The organism is Rhizobium deserti (genome assembly GCF_004358025.1).
In the GTDB taxonomy this organism is placed as follows: domain Bacteria; phylum Pseudomonadota; class Alphaproteobacteria; order Rhizobiales; family Rhizobiaceae; genus Neorhizobium; species Neorhizobium deserti.
Map to the genome: position 1 here is coordinate 237,417 of NZ_SMTL01000001.1, position 20,145 is coordinate 257,561.

The 20,145-nt window shown below is 60.0% G+C and carries 20 protein-coding genes and 1 tRNA gene; 4 read left to right on the forward strand and 17 right to left on the reverse strand.

Translation table 11 applies throughout. From position 1 onward, the window contains the following. Nucleotides 1-45 precede the first annotated feature (45 nt). Nucleotides 46-130, reverse strand: a tRNA-Leu gene (locus E2F50_RS01265). A gap of 671 nt (nt 131-801) precedes the next feature. On the opposite strand from E2F50_RS01265, the gene E2F50_RS01270 reads away from it, so the two are divergent. From E2F50_RS01270 to trmFO, 3 genes are all read left to right on the forward strand, one after another. After that, entirely contained in the window at nt 802-948 is a 147-nt protein-coding gene (locus E2F50_RS01270) for a DUF1127 domain-containing protein (RefSeq protein WP_133314256.1), read from the forward strand. Between the two features lie 246 nt (nt 949-1,194). Further along, nucleotides 1,195-1,338, forward strand: a complete 144-nt coding sequence (locus E2F50_RS01275) for a DUF1127 domain-containing protein (RefSeq protein WP_133314257.1) — start codon at nt 1,195-1,197, stop codon at nt 1,336-1,338. A gap of 152 nt (nt 1,339-1,490) precedes the next feature. Further along, a complete protein-coding gene (gene trmFO / locus E2F50_RS01280) occupies nt 1,491-2,900 on the forward strand; it encodes a methylenetetrahydrofolate--tRNA-(uracil(54)-C(5))-methyltransferase (FADH(2)-oxidizing) TrmFO (protein ID WP_133314258.1) in 1,410 nt (469 codons plus the stop codon). Here the strand turns inward: trmFO and E2F50_RS01285 are convergent. The 4 genes from E2F50_RS01285 to yajC all read right to left on the reverse strand — a co-directional run bounded on the left by E2F50_RS01285 (nt 2,866) and on the right by yajC (nt 5,093). Continuing rightward, nucleotides 2,866-3,351, reverse strand: coding sequence for a hypothetical protein (locus E2F50_RS01285; RefSeq protein WP_245515251.1), 486 nt, complete (start codon nt 3,349-3,351; stop codon nt 2,866-2,868). The two genes, trmFO and E2F50_RS01285, sit on opposite strands and share 35 nt — an antisense overlap. Before the next feature lie 72 nt (nt 3,352-3,423). Further along, nucleotides 3,424-4,275, reverse strand: a complete 852-nt coding sequence (locus E2F50_RS01290) for a phytoene/squalene synthase family protein (protein ID WP_133314259.1) — start codon at nt 4,273-4,275, stop codon at nt 3,424-3,426. A 2-nt stretch (nt 4,276-4,277) separates the two neighbouring features. Continuing rightward, nucleotides 4,278-4,664, reverse strand: a complete 387-nt coding sequence (locus E2F50_RS01295) for an Mth938-like domain-containing protein (RefSeq protein ID WP_133314260.1) — start codon at nt 4,662-4,664, stop codon at nt 4,278-4,280. A gap of 75 nt (nt 4,665-4,739) precedes the next feature. Then, nucleotides 4,740-5,093: a preprotein translocase subunit YajC gene (gene yajC / locus E2F50_RS01300; protein ID WP_133314261.1), complete on the reverse strand. Its 354-nt coding sequence runs from the start codon at nt 5,091-5,093 to the stop codon at nt 4,740-4,742. Nucleotides 5,094-5,276: 183 nt separating this feature from the next. Here yajC and E2F50_RS01305 point away from each other — a divergent pair, with 183 nt between their 5' ends. Then, nucleotides 5,277-6,149 carry an ATP-binding protein gene (locus E2F50_RS01305; protein ID WP_161973940.1) on the forward strand — a complete coding sequence of 291 codons (873 nt, stop codon included), beginning with the start codon at nt 5,277-5,279 and terminating at the stop codon, nt 6,147-6,149. 86 nt (nt 6,150-6,235) lie between these two features. Here E2F50_RS01305 and E2F50_RS01310 read toward each other — a convergent pair whose 3' ends face one another. From E2F50_RS01310 to argS, 12 genes are all read right to left on the reverse strand, one after another. Continuing rightward, a complete protein-coding gene (locus tag E2F50_RS01310; protein WP_161973942.1) occupies nt 6,236-7,876 on the reverse strand; it encodes a peptidoglycan DD-metalloendopeptidase family protein in 1,641 nt (546 codons plus the stop codon). A gap of 119 nt (nt 7,877-7,995) precedes the next feature. Then, nucleotides 7,996-8,637, reverse strand: coding sequence for a protein-L-isoaspartate(D-aspartate) O-methyltransferase (locus E2F50_RS01315; protein ID WP_425375363.1), 642 nt, complete (start codon nt 8,635-8,637; stop codon nt 7,996-7,998). Between the two features lie 8 nt (nt 8,638-8,645). Then, nucleotides 8,646-9,416, reverse strand: a complete 771-nt coding sequence (gene surE, locus E2F50_RS01320; RefSeq protein ID WP_133314264.1) for a 5'/3'-nucleotidase SurE — start codon at nt 9,414-9,416, stop codon at nt 8,646-8,648. Continuing rightward, nucleotides 9,416-10,699 (reverse strand): serine--tRNA ligase, encoded by a 1,284-nt coding sequence (gene serS, locus E2F50_RS01325; protein ID WP_133314265.1) that lies wholly within the window; start codon nt 10,697-10,699, stop codon nt 9,416-9,418. Before serS ends, surE begins: the two co-directional genes overlap by 1 nt. Nucleotides 10,700-10,753: 54 nt before the next feature. Continuing rightward, nucleotides 10,754-11,578 (reverse strand): twin-arginine translocase subunit TatC, encoded by an 825-nt coding sequence (gene tatC, locus E2F50_RS01330; RefSeq protein WP_133314266.1) that lies wholly within the window; start codon nt 11,576-11,578, stop codon nt 10,754-10,756. Beyond that, nucleotides 11,575-12,291 (reverse strand): Sec-independent protein translocase protein TatB, encoded by a 717-nt coding sequence (gene tatB, locus E2F50_RS01335; protein WP_133314267.1) that lies wholly within the window; start codon nt 12,289-12,291, stop codon nt 11,575-11,577. The genes tatC and tatB overlap by 4 nt, the downstream gene beginning before the upstream one ends. A 30-nt stretch (nt 12,292-12,321) precedes the next feature. Next, a complete protein-coding gene (locus tag E2F50_RS01340; protein ID WP_133314268.1) occupies nt 12,322-12,552 on the reverse strand; it encodes a twin-arginine translocase TatA/TatE family subunit in 231 nt (76 codons plus the stop codon). A 204-nt stretch (nt 12,553-12,756) separates the two neighbouring features. Next, nucleotides 12,757-13,404 (reverse strand): SMC-Scp complex subunit ScpB, encoded by a 648-nt coding sequence (scpB, locus tag E2F50_RS01345; protein ID WP_133315185.1) that lies wholly within the window; start codon nt 13,402-13,404, stop codon nt 12,757-12,759. 65 nt (nt 13,405-13,469) lie between these two features. Next, nucleotides 13,470-14,318, reverse strand: a complete 849-nt coding sequence (locus E2F50_RS01350; RefSeq protein ID WP_245515253.1) for a segregation and condensation protein A — start codon at nt 14,316-14,318, stop codon at nt 13,470-13,472. Nucleotides 14,319-14,344: 26 nt separating this feature from the next. Beyond that, entirely contained in the window at nt 14,345-15,361 is a 1,017-nt protein-coding gene (gene nagZ / locus E2F50_RS01355; protein WP_133314269.1) for a beta-N-acetylhexosaminidase, read from the reverse strand. 80 nt (nt 15,362-15,441) lie between these two features. After that, nucleotides 15,442-18,291, reverse strand: a complete 2,850-nt coding sequence (locus tag E2F50_RS01360; RefSeq protein ID WP_133314270.1) for an SPOR domain-containing protein — start codon at nt 18,289-18,291, stop codon at nt 15,442-15,444. A gap of 64 nt (nt 18,292-18,355) precedes the next feature. After that, nucleotides 18,356-20,113 carry an arginine--tRNA ligase gene (gene argS, locus E2F50_RS01365; protein ID WP_133314271.1) on the reverse strand — a complete coding sequence of 586 codons (1,758 nt, stop codon included), beginning with the start codon at nt 20,111-20,113 and terminating at the stop codon, nt 18,356-18,358. Nucleotides 20,114-20,145: the final 32 nt, after the last annotated feature.

Here is a 20,145-nt window from a genome sequence, read left to right on the forward strand (position 1 = left end):
ATCAACCTGCCAGGAACCCGGTGCAACAAGCACCCCCGGCGGCTCTGGTGCGGGTAGAGAGACTTGAACTCCCACGCCTTGCGGCACCAGAACCTAAATCTGGCGTGTCTACCAATTTCACCATACCCGCGCCCAAACCGCTCGAAAATCCCCGCATGGGGGCCTTCCGGAGCGCGCGTCTCTATATCACCCGTTTCAGCGGGCGCAAAGGGAAAATGACGCTTTTTTGGCATGCGCCCATAAGCCCTACAAAGCGGCGTTCCCACGGATCCGCAACGGCCGGGACTGGGCACTTTACGTTTTATTTAATTCTAATGTTTAGAATGAAGTACAGCACCTACGTAGCCATGCAGCAGCCGCATAATAGGCATTTTTGTTGCGCCGCACAATTTAAGCGGCGGCATAGCTTAGAACCGGCCCGCTCAGTTGCGGGTTTGGCAGCACAGCGGTGTCAAGGCCGGCTCATTCTCCGGGCTTAGCGAACGACATTCGGACAGCGCCCTCCTCCTCCCGGCGCGATCCGATGGACTGGCGTCCTCCTCCTCCCTATCGCCAGTCGCATCAAACGACGCCCACCGGACCTCCTCCCTCCGGTGGGCGTTGTCGTATTACGGCTCCCCTAGATGCTTAATTTTCAGCCACATGCTCTTTGCCAAGGCTGCTCAAGAAGCTTGCGATGCGCCGAATGCATAGGTGGCATACCGAAAGCACGCTTTTCAGAGCGCACTGCAGCATTTAAAACGATTAGTAGATTTAGACCGGAGCCAAGCGGCACTGGTCAGGCTTTGAAGGGGATCCGTTATGAACATTGCAAAGAAACTCAGCAGCTGGCGCAAATACCGCGAAACCGTTACCGAGCTCGGCCGCATGACCGACCGCGAACTCAGCGACCTCGGTATCGGCCGCGCCGACATCCGTCGCGTTGCCCGGACTGCGGTCGGCTTCTAAAATTTCATTGATATCAACGACGAAAAACGCCTCCCTCGGGAGGCGTTTTTCGTTTGTGGTCGTGGCAGATTTTGAGCGCTGTTCAGGTGCCCCTTTTAAAGGCTCAGGCGAAAAAATCGCCAACTCATTGCACATTTGCATGGCAGTCGCACATTTTTTGCACTGCACATGCTTGTTGTGCGGATGTATAGGAGCGCCATCGCTGGTGACACAAGATCACCAGGACAAGATCTCGAGGAAACGACCATGAACCCGATCCGCATCGCGAAGAACTGGATCAGCTACCGCCGTACGATGAATGAGCTTGGCAATCTTTCCAACCAAGCCCTCAGCGACATCGGTTTGACCCGCTACGACATCCGTCACATCGCCGCACGCTCCTTCCGCTAATTCGCTCCTTCGAAGGCGGATGCGCGCGGCATGAAGCCGCTGCAGCGGATTAACATACGACTATCCTGCGCGGCGGCAGGAACGATCAAAGGCACCCTCTGAGGTGCCTTTTTGTTTCCGGTCCTGCCATCCCCGTGATATGGACGCCGCCCATGAACAATAACTTCTTTTCCCCCATTCACATCGTCGGCGGCGGTCTGGCCGGCTCTGAAGCTGCTTGGCAGATCGCGCAGGCTGGCATCCCTGTCATCCTCCACGAGATGCGTGGCGTGCGTGGCACCGACGCGCACCAGACCGATAGCCTGGCGGAGCTCGTTTGTTCCAATTCCTTCCGGTCGGATGATGCGACAGCCAATGCCGTTGGCGTCATCCATGCGGAGATGCGGCTCGCAAATTCGCTGATCATGGCCTGCGCCGATCGCAATCAGGTTCCGGCTGGCGGCGCGCTCGCCGTCGACCGCGAGGGCTTTGCCCAGGCAGTTACCGAATCGATAGAGCGCCATCCGCTGATTGAGGTAGTTCGCGAGGAAGTCCAGGGACTTCCCCCGAAGGAGTGGGACCTTGCGGTCGTCGCAACGGGTCCCCTGACGTCTCCCGCCCTGGCGCAAGCCATCCAAGCGGAAACCGGTGAGGAGCATCTTGCCTTTTTCGATGCCATAGCGCCGATCGTCCACCGGGACTCCATCGACATGGATATCTGCTGGTACCAGTCGCGCTATGACAAGGTCGGCCCGGGCGGTACGGGTAAGGACTATATCAACTGCCCTCTGGATGAGCAGCAGTATAACGCTTTCGTGGACGCTTTGATTGAGGGTGATACGGTCGGCTTTAAGGAGTGGGAAGGCACGCCCTATTTCGACGGGTGCCTGCCGATCGAAGTCATGGCGGAGCGCGGACGGGAAACCCTGCGGCACGGCCCGATGAAGCCGATGGGGCTGACCAATGCCCACGCTCCCACCGTCAAGGCTTACGCCGTGGTGCAGTTGCGGCAGGACAACGCCCTTGGCACCCTTTACAACATGGTCGGCTTTCAGACGAAACTGAAATACGGCGCGCAGGCGGAGATCTTCCGGATGATACCGGGCCTTCAGAATGCCGAGTTCGCCCGTCTCGGCGGATTGCACCGCAACACCTATATCCAGTCGCCCGTTCTTCTTGACAAGACGCTGACCCTGAAGAGCCGCCCAGGCCTCCGGTTTGCCGGGCAGATCACCGGATGCGAAGGCTATGTGGAAAGTGCTGCGATTGGCCTGCTCGCCGGCCGTTTCGCGGCAGCGGAGCGAAGGGGCGAGCCCACGGTTGCGCCTCCTGCCACCACCGCCTTCGGCGCGCTTCTCAGCCACATTACCGGCGGCCATCTGGTATCGAATGATGAACCGGGAAAACGCTCGTTTCAGCCGATGAACGTCAATTTCGGACTGTTTCCGGAACTCGAGCCCGGATCGATTGTGAGGCCGGAAGGGATGAAGCGTTTTCGGGGTAAGGACAAGACGATCATGAAACGGCAATTGCTTGCCGCTCGTGCCCTCAAGGATTGTTCTCACTGGCTTGGTCGCGGCTGATGGAGCCCATTTGCGAAGTCGTGTGATCAGCCACGCTGACGTAATTGTCCAGTAGCCACAGGGAGACCTCCGCGGCCTCTTTCTCGCTCGCGAAAACAAAACTGCCGTTTTGGCTCGGAGCGTCGAGGAATTCGGCGTCGAAGCCCTTTGCGCTGGCCAGCGGCGTGATCCGCACCCGACCGGGCCGGATGAGATAGCAGGCGAAGTGATTGCTGTTGTTGCGCATGAAGCCGGCCTTGTTGTCATGCAGGCGAACGAAGATCACATTGCCGTCGGCCGTCACGTGAAGGTTTCGTATGGCTTCGTCGGGAAAGGCGCGGCCGAATTGCAGGATGGCCATACCAGTATCGCGCAGCCCGTCCTCATCGCTCGCCCGCGCCACGCGCGTGGAGTAATAGGCAAGCGCCAGGATCAAGGCTATGAAAATGCACCAGGTAATGTAAGGGCTCACACCGCTTCTCCTGTAATGGCATGGGCTGTGGTCACGGCAGGCCTAGCAGCCGAGGCTTGCGCGAATGTAGTGCTAGAAGCGCTTGCGCATTACGGCCTGGAGCATCCGCAGCTGCCGTCGCCACTGGGCATTGTTGATCCCTTGGCTTAGCGTATCCGCACCCATGCGCTTGGCGCGTTTGAGTACGGCTTCGGTCGAGGCGAGCGGCAGGAAGGCTGGAAAAACGGCAGGCGGCACGGGACCGGCGCCGCGCGCCTTTGCCAGATGCTCCATTCCAAGGCCGGCGAAGGCCTCGACTGCCGCAGCGATGCGAGGCTTGTCTTCGCCCGACAAAAAGGCAATGCGGTCGAGCCCCGTGGCTGCAAGAATATCGAGAGGGATATAGAGCTGCCCGCGGCGTTGGTGGATGGGCAGCAAGAGGATAGACCCGGCTATCGCCTGCGCCACGCCCGCATGCCCCGCCGCCTCCGCCGAACGGGGCGCGTCATTGGGCGACAGGATGAGGCTTGCGAGCTGGATGAGGGCCGACGCGGTTTCACCTGCATAGCCTTCCAAAGCATGGCGATCCTCCAGCACGTCGTCATAAAGATCGAATATGCGGGCATCGATCATGTCGAGCAGCGTCTTGTGCGGCAGATGATGCGCATCGATGGCAGCGAGAAGGCCGGCCGCAACCGGATTGCCACCGGGGTCGCCTTGAGCTCCTCCCTCCAAAAGATCACGCCACCATTGCAGCCGGATTTCTCCGGGCAAGGGTTCGCGCACCACGTCCCTCACCCGCGCAATTTCCGCGTTGAAGGCGTAGAGAGCGGCGAGCGCACCGCGCTTGTTTTCGGGAGACAGAAGGCAGGCGAGATAACGGTCGCGATCCGTTTCGCGCAGGGTTTCGAGGCAAACCTGCTGCGTGGCATTGGCCTCTGCCATGGTCACACCGCAATAAGAGCAGCTGCTACGGCACGCGATTCCGCCAGCATGATATTATAGGTCCGCACCGCGGCACCCGTTCCCATTGGGTCGGAAGCTATGCCTCTGGCCTTGAGAGCAGCCCTGACATCTGCCGGGATGGGGCGCAGGTTCAACCCTGTCCCCACCAGCAGCACTTCGATCTGCTGGGCTTCCTCCAAGACTTTCATGAAGGTGGCAACCGTAAGCGCCTGCCCCTCCTCGATGTCCCAACCGTGAATGCCTGAAGGGAGGCATAGAAGGGAACCGCGATGGGACATGTCTGCAAAGCGAAAGCCGCCATTGCCATAAGCATCGAGGGGGGCGCGACCAGGAAAATGGGCTTCGCGGATCTCGATCCCTTTTGCCATGATCGTCACTTCCCTTCGCCGGCTCGGCCGTAAGTTTCGAAATAACAGAAGACCCGCAGAAGCGGGCCGCGACGATCAGGATGCCGCTTCGGCCTTCACCGGCTCACCCTTTACCCGCACTTCCGCGATATAGGTGCGCATTGCACGAACTTTGACCCCATCGGCAATCTCGACTTCGACCTCGTTGTCGTCGATAACCTTGGTCACCTTGCCAACGAGACCGCCACCCAACACAACTTGGTCACCGCGGCGGATATTCGACAGGGTGTCCTGCCGCTTTTTCGCCTGGGCGCGCTGTGGGCGGATCAGGAAGAAATACCAGACCACCATCAGGGGGGCGAAAAGCATCACCATCTGCAGGATGGAATCGGTCCCGGATCCTGCCGGGGCGGCGGCGCCTGCCTGGGCGAATGCGTCGGTAATGAACATCAAGAACTCCTAAGATTACCGGAGACGGCGGCCCCCGTGATAAGCCGCCGGAATATAGTTGCGATGGGCGCGAATGCAACAGAAAGCGGCCAGATGCCGTACCAAATCCACGGCTCTGCGGCTTTTGGTACACCGGTTGCCATGTTACCTCAGCCCAAGCGCCCGAACAGAGCGGAGAAGATCATGAGCGAAGACATCAACACCCTGATTCTGACAGAGATTCGCCGGCTTGCCACTGCGCTGGAACGGCTAGCCGGCCCGCCACCGGCCGTCAATGATTGGGAAGCTGCGGATTGTTTTGTTTGGGTGCCGGCCAACCAGCGTCTGCAACCCGTGCCGCGACCCAATCGTGTCGCACTCACGCTGATCCGCGGCGTCGATCATGTGCGCGATATACTGCACGAGAACACGCTGCGCTTCGCCGAAGGATTTGCTGCGAACAATGTGCTTCTATGGGGTGCCCGCGGCATGGGGAAATCATCACTGGTCAAGGCCGTACATGCGGATGTCCGTGCCTCTAGCGGCACGCCTTTGAAGCTTGTTGAAGTGCATCGCGAGGATATCGCCTCGCTGCCGGGCCTACTCGATATACTTAAGTCATCGGGCCAGAGGATCATCGTCTTTTGTGACGACCTTTCCTTTGATCATGACGACACCGCCTACAAGTCTCTGAAGGCGGCGCTCGACGGCGGTATCGAAGGGCGACCCGACAACGTCCTCTTCTATGCCACATCCAACCGCCGTCACCTTCTGCCGCGCCATATGATGGAAAACGAGCAGTCGACAGCGATCAATCCTTCCGAAGCGGTCGAGGAGAAGGTTTCCTTATCGGATCGGTTCGGCCTCTGGCTGGGCTTCCATAAATGTAACCAGCACGATTATCTGACGATGATCGACGGCTATGCGGATCATTTTCAGCTCGATCTGGCTCGTCAAAGGCTGCACCATGAAGCTCTGGAATGGGCAACAACCCGCGGCGGGCGGTCCGGACGCGTTGCTTGGCAGTATATCCAGGATCTGGCGGGTCGGCTGAGAAAACCGCTCAACCGCGAATAATATCTTCATCCGCTTACCTAGGACATAGATGCAAAAAAGCCCGGCAATGCCGGGCTTTTTCGTCGTCCCCCTTGAAACGCACTACATTATTCAAGGAAAGTGATCGGGTTGACCGGCGTAGCGTCCTTGCGGACCTCGAAGTGCACCTGCGGGCGCTTGGCGTCGCCACTCATGCCGGACGAGGCGACCGTCTGGCCGCGTGTAACCTTCTGGCCGCGGGCAACGCTGATATTGCCGGCGTGGCCGTAGACGGTGACCTTGCCGTCGTCGTGACGCACCAGAACCGTATTGCCGAGCTGCTTCAGCCCGTTGCCGGCATAGATGACCACGCCATTTTCGGCTGCCTTGATCGGCGTGCCTTCCGGAACCGAGATATCGATGCCGTCATTGCGATTACCGTCGACATTCGCGCCGTAGCCGGCAATCACCGCGCCACTGACCGGCCAGCGATATTTGCCGATGCCAGTCGATTGCGGAGCCGCGGCGGAAACATCGGACTTCTTCTCGACATCGGTGAGCGAAGCGGTTTCGGCGGCCGGCTTGGCCGCTGCCGGAGCAGACGCAGTTACCGGAGCGGCAGATGCGAGCGCGGCGACCGGAGCGGCTGCAGCGACGGGTTTCGGCGCTGCGGCGGGCTTTTCCGGAATGGATGCCGTCTTAACCGGATCAGCTGATGCTGCATCCGATACAACCTTGAGGGTCTGGCCGACGCGAACGCCCTCAGATGTTAGGCCGTTGGCTGCCTTCAGCTGATCGATCGGGGTACCGGTCGCCTTAGCGATCTTTGCGAGGCTGTCGCCAGGCTTGACCACATAGCTGCCACCCAGAGGCTTGCCGCCGGGAGGCGTGAGCCTGGCCGGTTCGCCGAGCGCCTTGTCACGGTTGGCCGTCGGCAGGACGGCAATTTTCTGTTCGGGCTCGCGAGCCGGCGCAGGTGCATTGTTCTGCAGGTCGATATCGCTGGCTGCGGTCTTCGCGGAATTGCGGGCCGGACCGAAGGTCGGGATGATGACCGACTGGCCGGGCGACAAAGTGCCACCATTGGCCTTCAGTATTTCCTTTTCAGGCACGCCATAGCGCTTCGAAAGCGTCGCGGCAGTCTCACCGGGTCGGATGGTGACCTTGGGCGCGTTGACCGTCGACCAGCCGGACATCGGCTTAATCGTGCCGGTCACGACGCTGTCAGCCTTGGACTGGGCAGACGGAACAGTCAACGACTGGCTGGCGGGCGAACGTCCCGGGAAGGGCTGCGCCATGGCCTGCTTGCGGTTCATCGGCTCGTCTTCGACAACGGGCATGCTGCGCGATGCGGCAACCGGAGCCGTCGAGGCCGTCGGAGAGGAAAGCTCCGAGCGCTGAACCGAAACCGGAGCAACCGCGGCGCGGACCGGCGAGCTATAGCCGGAATTGCCAGGATAAGGCTGATTGACCGCCGAAGAGCGCGTGCCATAGTCGCCCTGCGCAACCGGGGGCAGACCCTGTGCAGAATTGAGATCTCCCCGAGGCGTGGGAGCCTGCCCGTAAGCTCCGTTCACCTGACGCTGCGGGATAGACGCAGTGGTCATGTTGTCCGTTTTTGAAAACAAACCTGAGAAGCGGCTTGCATCCGAACTGCAGCCTGTCGCCACACTGGCCAACAAGGCCGCAACAGCGAACTTAACTACTGATGTTCCGAACTTCGGAGAACTCTTGATCCGCATGACTCGACCTACAAATGACGCAACCATCGTTGGAGTCATTAAAGCGCGTTAGTCTTACTGCAGGGTTAAGGAGAGGCCGCGACGATCAGTTTTTTGAGAGATTGATAACCATGACCTGCAAAGCTGCTTCCCAGGCTAGGAACCATCTAGAGGGCCGAAGCGACCTGCGGAATGATCGGCAGGAAGGGCACGGGGAAGAGATCTTCACGCTCAAACCGGCTGCCCGTCTTGGTCAGGCGCGTCATCATGCAGGTGTCGCCTTCGGTCATCAAGGGTGCGACCATGGAGCCGCCATGGGTCAACTGCTCGGCATAAAAGCGCGGCAGCGAAACGAAGGCGGTCGTGACGAAGATCCTGTCGAAAGTCCCGTCACCCGGCATGCCATTGCTGCCGTCGGCCTGCCGGACGACGACATTGCGCAGACCGAGCGCCTCCATGCGGGCCTGCGCCGCGACAACCAGCGTTCGGTAGCGCTCGACGGTTAGGACGCGCTCCGCAATCCTACCCATCACCGCGGCCGTGAACCCGCTGCCAGTGCCGATCTCGAGCACTCGATGCCCAGGCTTCACTTGAAGCCGGTGTAGCAGCCGCACACTTAGGTCAGCCCCTTCCATGAAGGCGCCGCAGTCGATCGGCACGGTTCGGCTGGAATAGGCATCGTCCGACAGGGAAGCTGGCACGAATTGCGATCGCGGCGTCTGCTCGACCGCCGTCAGCAGATCGAGATCGGAAATCCCTTCTGAGCGAAGGCGCAGCACAAGCGCGGCAAATCCCTCTTTCTCGACCATGCCTGATTTCAACCGGACACTCCCAAGTCTAAGGCAGACGCGATGCGATCTTGAACCGAGTAATCCGTCATGTCGAGCTTGAGCGGCGTCACGGAGATCTTGTTCTCCTTGAGGGCCTGGATGTCCGTGCCTTCCTTGAACTGACTTTTCCGGTCCGAGAACCGCAGCCAGTAATAGGGCCGGCCGCGACCATCTTCTCGTGCATCGATTTCAAGCCCGAAGTCCAGCTTGCCCTGAGAGGTGACTTCCACGCCTTGCACGTCCTGCGGTTCACAATTGGGGAAGTTCAGGTTGAGGAAGGTCCCAGGCGGAAGCTCCACATCGCTCAGCTTCCGGATCAGATTGGCGGCATAGGTTTCGGCCACTTCCCAAGGCGCGACGCGGCCGTTGTCACGCCGAACGGCCTGGCTGAGGGCAAAGGAACGGATGCCCTGAAGCGTACCTTCTATGGCGCCTGCCACTGTTCCCGAATAGGTGACGTCGTCGGCCATGTTGGCACCGTCGTTGACGCCCGACAGAACCAGATCTGGCTTGCCGCGCAAAACCTCGCTGACGCCCATGATGATGCAGTCGGTCGGTGTGCCGCGCAAGGCGAAGCGCTTGTCCCCAAGCTGGCGAAGCCGAAGCGGCTCGGACAATGTCAGCGAGTGGGCAAGCCCGCTCTGATCGGTTTCCGGAGCGACGATCCAGACATCATCGGAAAGCTGCCGGGCAATCCGCTCCAGGACCGCTAGGCCCTCGGCGTGGATTCCGTCGTCATTGGTCAGCAGGATCCGCATCAAGCGGCTCGCTCAAGCTTCGTCAACCCGCCCATATAAGGAAGAAGCGCGTCCGGAATACTGATCGATCCATCCTCGTTCAGGTAGTTTTCCATGACCGCGATCAGGCAGCGCCCGACTGCGACGCCGGACCCGTTGAGCGTGTGGACGAATTTAAGGGCCTTCTCGTCTTTGACGCGGTAGCGGGCATTCATCCGACGCCCCTGGAAGTCGCCGCAGACCGAGCAGGAGGAAATCTCCCGATAGGCGTCCTGACCTGGAAGCCATACCTCGATATCGTAGGTTTTGCGGGCACCGAAGCCCATGTCGCCGGTGCACAACGTCATGGTGCGGAAGTGCAGACCCAGCCGCTTCAGGACGTTTTCCGCACACTCGGTCATGCGTTCGTGCTCGGCGATGGAGCTTTCCTGATCGGTGATAGAGACCAATTCGCATTTCCAGAACTGGTGCTGGCGTAGCATGCCGCGGGTATCGCGGCCGGCAGAACCAGCTTCCGAACGGAAGGACGGCGTCAGCGCGGTGAAGCGCAGCGGCAGCTTTTCCTGCTCCAGCGTCTCGGCCGATACTAGATTGGTAAGGGTCACCTCGGCGGTGGGAATAAGCCAGCGGCCGTCCGTTGTGCGGAAGAGGTCTTCGGCGAACTTCGGCAGTTGCCCCGTCCCATACATGGCCTCGTCGCGCACCATTAAAGGTGACGAGACTTCCGTATAGCCGTGCTCACCCGTATGCATGTCGATCATGAACTGGCCGAGTGCCCGTTCCAGCCTGGCAAGCGGGCCGGTCAGGACAGTGAAGCGAGCACCCGAAAGCTTCGAGGCGCGCTCGAAATCCATATAGCCGAGCGCTTCGCCGATCTCGAAATGCTCCCTGGCAGAGTGATTCCAGCGTGGCTTTTCGCCCACCGTGCGCTTAACCACATTGTCGTGCTCATCCTTACCAACCGGCACATCGTCGAGCGGGATGTTGGGAAGGCGCGACAGCGCATCGTCGAGCGCGGCCACGGCTTCGCGCTCTTGCTGCTCGGTCGCCGGCATCGTCTCCTTGAGTTCCGCCATTTCGGCCTTGAGCTTTTCCGCCAGCTCGGGATTCTTTTGGGCCATTGCGGCGCCAATTTCCTTGGATGCGGAATTGCGGCGCGATTGCATGTCCTGAAGCTTCTGGATCACGGCACGGCGCGTGTCGTCCAATGCCAATAGCGTTGCCGCCATTGGTTCGGCGCCACGCTTTGCCAGCGCCGCGTCGAAAGCTGCTTCGTTTTCACGGATCCACTTGATATCGAGCATCGTTCCTAGCCTTTGAAGCGGAACGCCGCAAACTCGCGCAAGGACAGGAAAAGCCTAAGCTTTATCCGCATCCGCAATATCCGACGAGGCCTGCTCATCGAGAGCGTCGTCGGCACGTTTGCGCTCGACGAGTCGCGCGGCGTAGATGGAAATCTCGTAGAGAAGGATGGTCGGCAGCGCAAGACCGATCTGGGACATGGGATCGGGCGGCGTCAGCACCGCAGCAACGACGAAAGCGAGGACGATGGCGAATTTGCGCTTTTCCCTCAGCCAGTCGCTGGTGAGTAATCCGACGCGGGCAAGCAGCGTGGTAACAACCGGAAGCTGGAAGACCAGGCCGAACGACAGGACCAATGTCATGATCAGGCTGAGATATTCCGAAACGCGCGGCAGAAGCGAAATGCCCACCTCGCCTTCGGTTGGCGCCTGCTGCATGGCAAGGAAGAACCACATGACCATGGGCGTGAAGAAGAAGTAGACGAGTGCTGCACCCAACAGGAAGAGGATCGGCGACGCGACCAGGAACGGCAGGAAGGCGGCGCGCTCGTTCTTGTAAAGGCCGGGAGCGACGAACTTGTAGAGCTGCGACGCGATCACCGGAAAGGCGACGACGAGCGCTCCGAACATCGCCACCTTGACCTGGGTGAAGAAGAATTCCTGCGGCGCCGTATAGATCAGCTCAGACTTGGCGAGATCCAGATGCGCCCAGAGCACGGCCCATTTGTAAGGAACGACCAGGAAATTGAAGAGCTGCTTGGCAAAGAAGAAGCAGATGACGAAGGCCAGGAAAAACGCGCCGATCGACCAGATGAGCCGGGTGCGCAGCTCCATCAAATGCTCGATGAGCGGCTGCGGCTTGTCTTCGATTTCACCGCTCATGCGTCATCTCTCGGGGTCTGTGTCTTTTTCGGCGCAGGTTTGCGGGCCGGCATTGCCGGGGCCGCAAGCTCGCCATTTGTCGCGTCAGGCATGGATTTTACGGCGGGGCTGCGCCGGCGCTTGGCAACGGTTTCGCCGGCCGCAGCAGCCTCGGCCGGCGGTTTTGCCCTAGCAGGAGCCTTGCGAACGGCCTTCGGCTTTTCCACCACAGGCGCAGATGCCTGGCGCTCAACGGAGACGGGCTGCGACTGGGCCGGCGCCGTTACCGGCACGACCGGGGACGCCGGCAGCGGGCTCGCTGTGGAAGGAAAAATATCAGCCGTTTCGGGGCGCGCCTGATGGTCATCCGCCCCTTCGATAGCCTGCTGTGCCTCGATGTCGGTCTTGGTCATCTCGGGAGCGGACGGCGCTTGGGTTGATTTCTGCAGGTCGTTGCGGATTTCCTGGCCCATCTGGCGAAGCGGGTTGATCGCTTCGCGCAGGGCGTTGGTCGGGTTCAGGCGCTGCGCATCCGAAATCGTCCGCCGCACGTCGTCCAGCTCAGATTCGCGAAGAGCCTCGTCGAACTGCGAACGGAATTCGCCCGCCATCTTTCGCAGATTAGACGTCATCTTTCCAAACGCCCTGAGCATCGGCGGCAGGTCCTTCGGACCAACCACGACGATCAAGACGATGGCGATGACAAGCAGTTCGGTCCAACCGATATCGAACATTCAATGAGGCTCCTGGAACCCGCAGCCGAATTACAACCGGCTGCTTTCCTTGACCTCGTCCGGCTTGTGGTCAACCGTCTTTGCCGTGGTCGTGGCAGTAGTACCGTCGGTTTCAGGAGCGTCGTCGTCGGACATGCCCTTCTTGAAGCTCTTGATGCCCTTGGCGACGTCGCCCATCAGTTCAGGGATCTTGCCGCGACCAAATAGGACGAGCACGATCACGAGGACGATAAGCCAATGCCACACACTAAAAGAACCCATAGCCCAACTCCATTAGAACCTTATCCTCGATGTAAGCTCTTTATGGTGCTTTTTCAAACACCAAAATGTCCTGCACAAAAGCTTGATGACAAACGCCCATCGTAACTGACCGGACATAAAAACAAGGACGTAGGAGCTGGTTCCACTGGAGGTATAATAAGGAATGGCAGCCCCAACCGAAGACGTGATCAAGGCTGATGATTGCTATTCCTCTTCGCCTCCTCCAGGCGTCAACAAGCCGAGTTCTTCCAGATCGAGTTGCGTGATCGGATCCTCGTCTTGCGCCAGATCCTCGTCGCTGAGCGGCATGGGAATGTTGAAGCCGGGCGGTATCCGGCCAGACAGGAGCCCTGCCCCCTTGAGCTCTTCGAGGCCAGGAAGATCGCGCAATTCCTCAAGTCCGAAGTGATCGAGGAAATCAGTCGTTGTCCCAAGCGTGACGGGTCTTCCGGGAGAACGCCGGCGGCCGCGAAAACGCACCCAGCCCGCCTCCATCAGAACATCCAGCGTACCTCTTGAAGTCTGCACGCCGCGAATTTCTTCGATTTCCGCACGCGTCACCGGCTGGTGATAGGCAATGATGGCAAGCACTTCCAGAGCTGCGCGGGAAAGCTTCCTGACCTCGTTTTCGTCAGTATGTATAACGAAGGCCAGATCGGCTGCCGTACGGAAGGCCCAGCGATCAGCTGTCCGGATCAGGTTGACACCGCGTAGTGCGTACAAGTCCACAAGACGTGCCATGACGCTGCTAACATCGACGCCGCGGGGCAAACGCTCGGCCAGAAATGCTTCGGAGACCGGCTCGGCTGAGGCAAACACCAGTGCTTCGGCAATCCGCTCGACCTCCGTCATGGACAGCGGAATCGAGGCCGGATCATCTTCGGCGGCAACCGCAAGATCATCCTCGGTGACGGACGTCACTCCTGTCCTCCGGATCGGGAACTGCCGTCGGCTTCACGCGAAGTGCCTTGCCCTTTGCGCAGATAGATCGGCTGATAGGCGCCGTCCTGGCGCATTTCCAGCTTGCCTTCGCGCACCAATTCCAGAGAGGCCGCAAAAGCACTGGCTGTCGCCGTGACACGATCCTCCGGTGGAAGATATGGCAACAGATAGTACTGCAGCGCCGTCCAGTCACCCATTTCGCCCAGCATGCGGGTCAGCAGTTCTCGCGCATCCACCAGCGACCAGACTTTGCGCCGCTCGATGGTCACATGCGTGATGGCCGTGCGCTGGCGCAGATTGGCATAGGCTGACAGAATATCATAAAGTGTCGCGTCATATTTTGATTCGACGCGGTGCGGGATATGTTCCGGCGCCCCGCGTGCAAAGATGTCGCGGCCGAGCCTGTTGCGGTTGACCAGCCGCGTAGCTGCATCCCGCATGGCCTCCAGACGCTTCAAGCGAAAGGCAAGCGTTGCCGCCATTTCCTCGCCGCTTGGACCGTCATCGCCCTTTATTGGCTGGGGGATCAGCAGCTTCGATTTGAGGAAGGCCAGCCATGCTGCCATGACGAGGTAGTCCGCGGCCAGTTCAATGCGGACCTGCCGGGCACTCTCGACGAAGCGCAGATACTGCTCCGCAAGGGCCAGAACCGAAATACGCGAAAGATCGACCTTTTGGCTGCGGGCGAGATGAAGCAGCAGATCGAGAGGACCTTCAAAGCCGGCAACGTCGATCATCAGAGCCGGATCATCGGCCGCGCGCTCGGCAGCATCCTGCCAAAGCTTATCCATCGGAATGGCATTCTGCGAAGTCGTCCCGGCCATCCGAACCTCGTTCTTGTCCGCCCCGTTCAGGAAGTTGCCAGCAGTCTGTGAAACTCTGCACGAAGCACGTCTTCGTCCGCGCCGTCGCCGGCACCCAAAGCCGCCTCTACGGCCTGCGTCCGGCGCAGCGCCTTTCCGGATAATGGGATTGCTTCCTGCACCACAGCCTTCATTTCATTCATGATGCCGTTGCAATGCAAGATGATATCGCAACCGCCACGGACAATTCGCGCTGCCCGTTCCCCTATCGTGCCCTTGAGGGCATTCATGGAGGTGTCATCGGAGAGCAGCAGGCCGTCGAAGCCGATGTGGCTCCGGATTACTTGCTCGATGACCTTGGCCGAGGTGGTCGCGGGTTCGTCCGGATCGACAGCCGTGAAGACGATGTGAGCGCTCATCGCCATGAGCTCGTCCTTCATGGCGACGAAAGGCAGGAAATCATGCGCCTCGAGTTCGGTCAAGCTGGCGTTCACCACCGGCAGTTCGTGATGTGAATCGGCCATGCCCCGGCCATGCCCCGGCATATGCTTCATCACGGGCAGCATGCCGCCGGCCTTCAGTCCCTCGGACGCCGCCTTGCCCATATCCGCCACCGTTTGCGCATCATACCCGTAAGCCCGATCGCCGATCACATTGCTCGAGCCTTCGACCGGCACATCCAGGACCGGCAGGCAATCGACATTGATGCCAAATTTCATCAGATCGAAAGCATGCAGACGCGACATCAACCAAGCCGCTCGTAAGCCTATCTCCTTATCCTGACGATAAAGATCTCCCAGCACCGCCCCAGAAGGATAGCGCTCGATCATCGGCGGGCGGATGCGCTGAACGCGTCCGCCTTCCTGATCGATCAGGACAGGTGCGTTCGGCCTACCGACGCTGTCGCGCATTGATGCCACAAGATCGGTGATCTGGTTTGGCTCCAAACAGTTGCGCGCAAACAGGATGAAGCCCCAAGGTCTCTCATCCCGATAAAGGGCCATTTCATCCGGGGTGAGTTCGGCGCCCATGGCGCCGAGGATCATTGCTTTTGATTCGCTCATGGCTTGATCCTAGTCCATTGCCTCAAAACAAAAAACGGGGCGATGAACGCCCCGTTTCTCTCATCGTGGAATACAGTGGTTTATTTGGCGACGAGGCAGGTTCCGCCGGCAGAGCGGTAGCGCTCGCAAAGGGCCACAGCTTCCGGCTTGCTTCCCGCCGGGATGCGAACGCGATAGAATGTACCCTTACCGGCAATCTCCGCCTGCTTGATATCGACGCCACGGCCGGCGATGACGTTGCCGAACTTCGTCGAAAGGCTCTGGTAGGATTTCTGCGCCTCAGCCTGAGACGGCAGCGACGCGATCTGGATGACGTAACCACCATCGCCGAGCGAAGCCACCTGATTGGCTGCGGTCGCCGCTGGAACCGGAGGCGGGGCGGCGCTCGGTGCACGTACATTGCCCTGATCCGTTACCGCTGCAACGACATTGACCGGCTGCTGCGCCGGACGCATGGCCGGAACCGGAGCCTTCGCTGCCGGCGTCGCGGTGGCAACAGGCTGAGCCAATGCCGGCGTCGCGGCTGGGCTTTGGGCTTTCACGGCAGCGACGGGTTCGGAAGCCGGGGTGATCGGTGCGGAGACCGGTACGATGCCAGAGGCCTGTGTCCGCGCAGGCGCAGCAGCCGGCTGCATTGCCGGAGCCGCGATCGGATCGCGCGGCATGGAGGCCATTTCCGGTGACTTTGCCGGTGCCGCCGGCATCTTCTCGCTCTGGATTGCCGCAACAGCGGGTGCCGGAGCCGTAACTTCCTGCTCAACCAGCTTGCCGTCGGGGCGCACGATCATCGTCTTGACCTTGCGCGGCGTGACAGTGACGGGATCCTGGGCGGAGGCCTGTTGTGGCTGCTCCTGCGGAAGAAGCCGCGGATCTTCGGTTTCGCCGACATCGGTAGGTTCGATGTCGTTCTCGCCTTCGAGGGGAAGCGTATCCGGCATCAAGGTCTTCTGCACGACGTCGACCGGCTCTTCATTGCTTGAAATCAGGGTCTGCTGCTTGGGTGTTTCAGGCGCAGCTCCCGCAACACGGTCATAAACCGCCTTGTCCTGGTTCGGCACCGTCTTGCCGCCTGGATTTGCCGGAGCGACCTTGATCGGCTCCTTGTCGGCGGTGATGATGACCGGCTCGCCGCTCGCAACCATTCCGGATACGCCATCGCCGAGCCATGCATAAGCGCCGGCTCCAGCCACGGCCAGAACGCCTGCGAAGGCCAGCGGCAGGATCCAGATACGCGAGGCGCCACGACGCTCGCCGTCGCCACCGCTGAGCGCATAGGCATTGCCGTCTGGATAACGTTCAGCCAGCGCAAGAGGCGTTGCAAGACTGCGGCGGAAATCCTCTTCCAGGGCCCGCTCGAATTCGTCGAGATCAGCATAGATCGAACGCTGCTCGGCAGGCGCTTCGGATGCCTTTGGCGCTGCGGCAGCAACTGGCGGTTCCGGGGCGGCCGCTGGCGCAGAAGCCGCCGGCGAAGCCAGCAGCGTCGCCAATTCGGCATCAATATCGATATCGTATTCAGCGCGATAAGCAGGCTCGTGCTCGGGCTCTTCCACAGGAAGCGACGGAACGTCGAGTTCAGCAATAACTTCGGGACGCTCTTCAGCTTCCGTAATCAAGGCAGGGTCGAACGGCAAGTCGGCTTCCGGTTCGGAGGTCGCAACCTCCTCTTCGAAATTAAAGACCGGTTCGGCCACGACAACCTGCTCGGTTGCCGGAGTGTAGATCGGCTGAGACTCGGCAGGGGCAGCCATGACGAGCTGAGCGGCCGAGCGCCTGCTGTTCTCCTCGACCACGACATCGGCCAGATCCAGTTCGAGATCATCGAGCGCAAGCTCAAACTCCTCGTCGGCAAACGGATCCAGCTCGAACTCTTCCGCTGCCTCTGCAGCCGGCGATTGAGCATCGGCTACCACCGGCTCTTGTGCAGAAACAGGCTCCGAAACTGCAGTGACTACATTCGCAGCGACGCCAGCAATAACGGGCTGCTGGATAGCACCCGGCGACGCCGGGACATCAGCGATAGTGGCATTCGCAACAGGGACGGCGGCAAGCACAGGCTGCCCCGCTTCAAGCTTCGGCAGGACAAGATCCCAGGCCGGAACTTCATGCGACGTTACATTGGGGACTTCCACCACTTCGCGCTCGGCGCCGGGACGCGAACCCGGACCAAAGCCGGAGGTCGGGTTGAAATTGGCGAGCGGCATCCGGAAGCCGGGGACATAAGCGTCCTTCCGCTTCGATTCAGGCTTGGCAGGCGCCTCGACGACGGGAACCGAAGCCGCGCCGATGGACGTCTCCAGTTCGGATGCCAGGTCAAAGGCATAAGCCTGCTGCTCGATTGCCGCGCGGTCCGGCGCCTCAGACAGCACCGGCGCATAGGATGGCGCAACTCTTTCGAGGGCTGGGAGGTCCTCGATTAGGCTGCCGTAGTCGGCCGCGTCGAAGCTCGGCTCCACCCTCGCCGCTTCCGGCTCAGACTCAAAGGAGTTCTGCAGCTCCAGAAGATGAGCATGCTCATCATGGTAAGCGACGGGCTCCGAAACGTCCTGCTGGGCAGCGAGAGGCTGCATCGCTGCAGACGGATCGCCGGTAACTTCTGGAACAAACGCGGATTCTTCCGGTTCTACCGGCTCGAGCACGTCCACATGCAGTTCAGCATAATCGGCAGGCTGCTGAGTATGAACAGCCGTGTCGTTAGCAGCTTCCAGACGCGGCGCATCATACTGTTCGAATTCGAGTAGGAGCTCGTCTTCGAGATTGAAGGCGGGCTCCCGGCGACCTTGCGATGCAACCTGAGGCACCGGATTTTCCGGCGTCGGAACAAGCCGCTCATCGTATCCGACAATCCGGGCGAGCTCTGCCAGCGGATCATCGTCGGCAAAGAGCCCCGGAGCATCGTTCCGGCTACGCGCAAGATTGTGATCTGCCATTACTTTGTCCACCCACCTACGTTACAACGCGTCTGCCAGCGCAATGTGGGGAAATGGTGGCGATTCAGCGCATTTCTTCTGGCGCGGCCGTGCCCGTGATAGCTAGTCCGGACTGCAATACAGAGGCGACGGCACGCACCAGCCCAAGTCTGGCAACGCTCAATTCTCGGTTTTTATCGTTAATAAAACGTAATTCCGGTTGTTCCTTGCCTTTATTCCAGTGCGCGTGGAAGAAACTGGCCAAATCATAAATATAAAAAGCCAATCTATGCGGCTCCTGCGCCAGTGCTGCAGCCTCGATGATTCTGGGGAATTCTGCAAGCTTGCCGACCAATTGCAGCTCCGCCGGGTCTTCGATCAGGCTTGCCGCTCCGGCAAGATCGAGCGAATCAGTATCCATGTCCGGGAAGGCTTCACGCGCCTGCCGAAATACCGACATGCACCGGGCATGGGCATATTGCACATAGAAGACCGGATTGTCCTTCGACTGCTCGGTGACCTTAGCAAAATCGAAGTCCAAAGGCTCGGAGCTCTTGCGGTAAAGCATCATGAAGCGGACGGAATCGGAGCCCACCTCGTCCACCACTTCGCGCAGTGTGATGAAGTCGCCCGAGCGCTTCGACATCTTGACCGGCTCGCCGTTCCGGTAAAGCTTGACCAGCTGGCATAGAAGAACCGTGAGCTTGACCTTACCTTCGGAGACGGCTCGGGCAAGCGCTTCCAGCCGCTTCACATAGCCTCCGTGGTCGGCGCCGAGCACATAGATCATCTCGTCATAGCCGCGATCGTACTTGTCCTTGAAATAGGCGACGTCGGCAGCAAAATAGGTATAACTGCCATCCGATTTGATCAGCGGACGGTCGATGTCATCGCCGACTTCGGTGGAGCGGAACAGCGTCTGCTCGCGATCTTCCCAATCTTCCGGCAGCTGTCCCTTCGGAGGAGGCAGCGTGCCGCGATAGACATGGCCCTTGAAAGTCAGGTCATTGATGGCGGTGCGGATTCGCTGCGCGCCATTCACATGCAGCGTCCGCTCCGAGAAGAAGACGTCGTGATGCACATTAAGCGCCTCGAGATCCTCTCGGATCATTGCCATCATCGCGTCGATGGCCTTCTCCTTGACGATCGGCATCCAGTCTTCGTCCGGCATGTTGTGCAGCCGCGTGCCATATTCCTCCGCCAGCGCTTGCCCCACCGGAACGAGGTAATCACCCGGGTAAAGGCCGGAAGGAATGGCCCCGACATCCTCTCCGAGCGCTTCGCGGTAGCGTAGGAAGACCGAACGGGCCAGCACATCGATCTGGCTTCCCGCATCGTTGATGTAATATTCCTTGGTGACCTCGTAGCCGGCGAAACCCATCAGGTTGGCAAGCGCATCACCCACCACGGCACCGCGGCAATGACCCACATGCATGGGACCAGTCGGATTGGCCGACACATATTCAACGTTTGCCTTGCGGCCGGCACCGACCTGCGACCGGCCATAGCCCGTTCCCTGCTGGAGCATGGCCGAGAGGAGCCGCTGCCAGTAGCCTTTCGACAGACGGATATTGATGAAGCCCGGCCCGGCAACCGAGACCTCCGTGATATCCGGATCGCTTTTCAAAGCACCCGCAATTACATCGGCTAAAGCCCGCGGACTGGTACCGAGCGGCTTTGCCAATACCATCGCAGCATTGGTTGCCACATCGCCGTGGCTTTGATCTCGAGGCGGCTCGACAGTCAAACGGTCAAAATCGACTTCGCTTCGCTTTTCTTTCACCAGATCAATGGTTTCGAGCGCGTTCTTTATTCTGTTTTCGAAGTCGGTAAAGAGGTTCATATCACTCACCCGCTCAGATGCCTGCGCGGGCC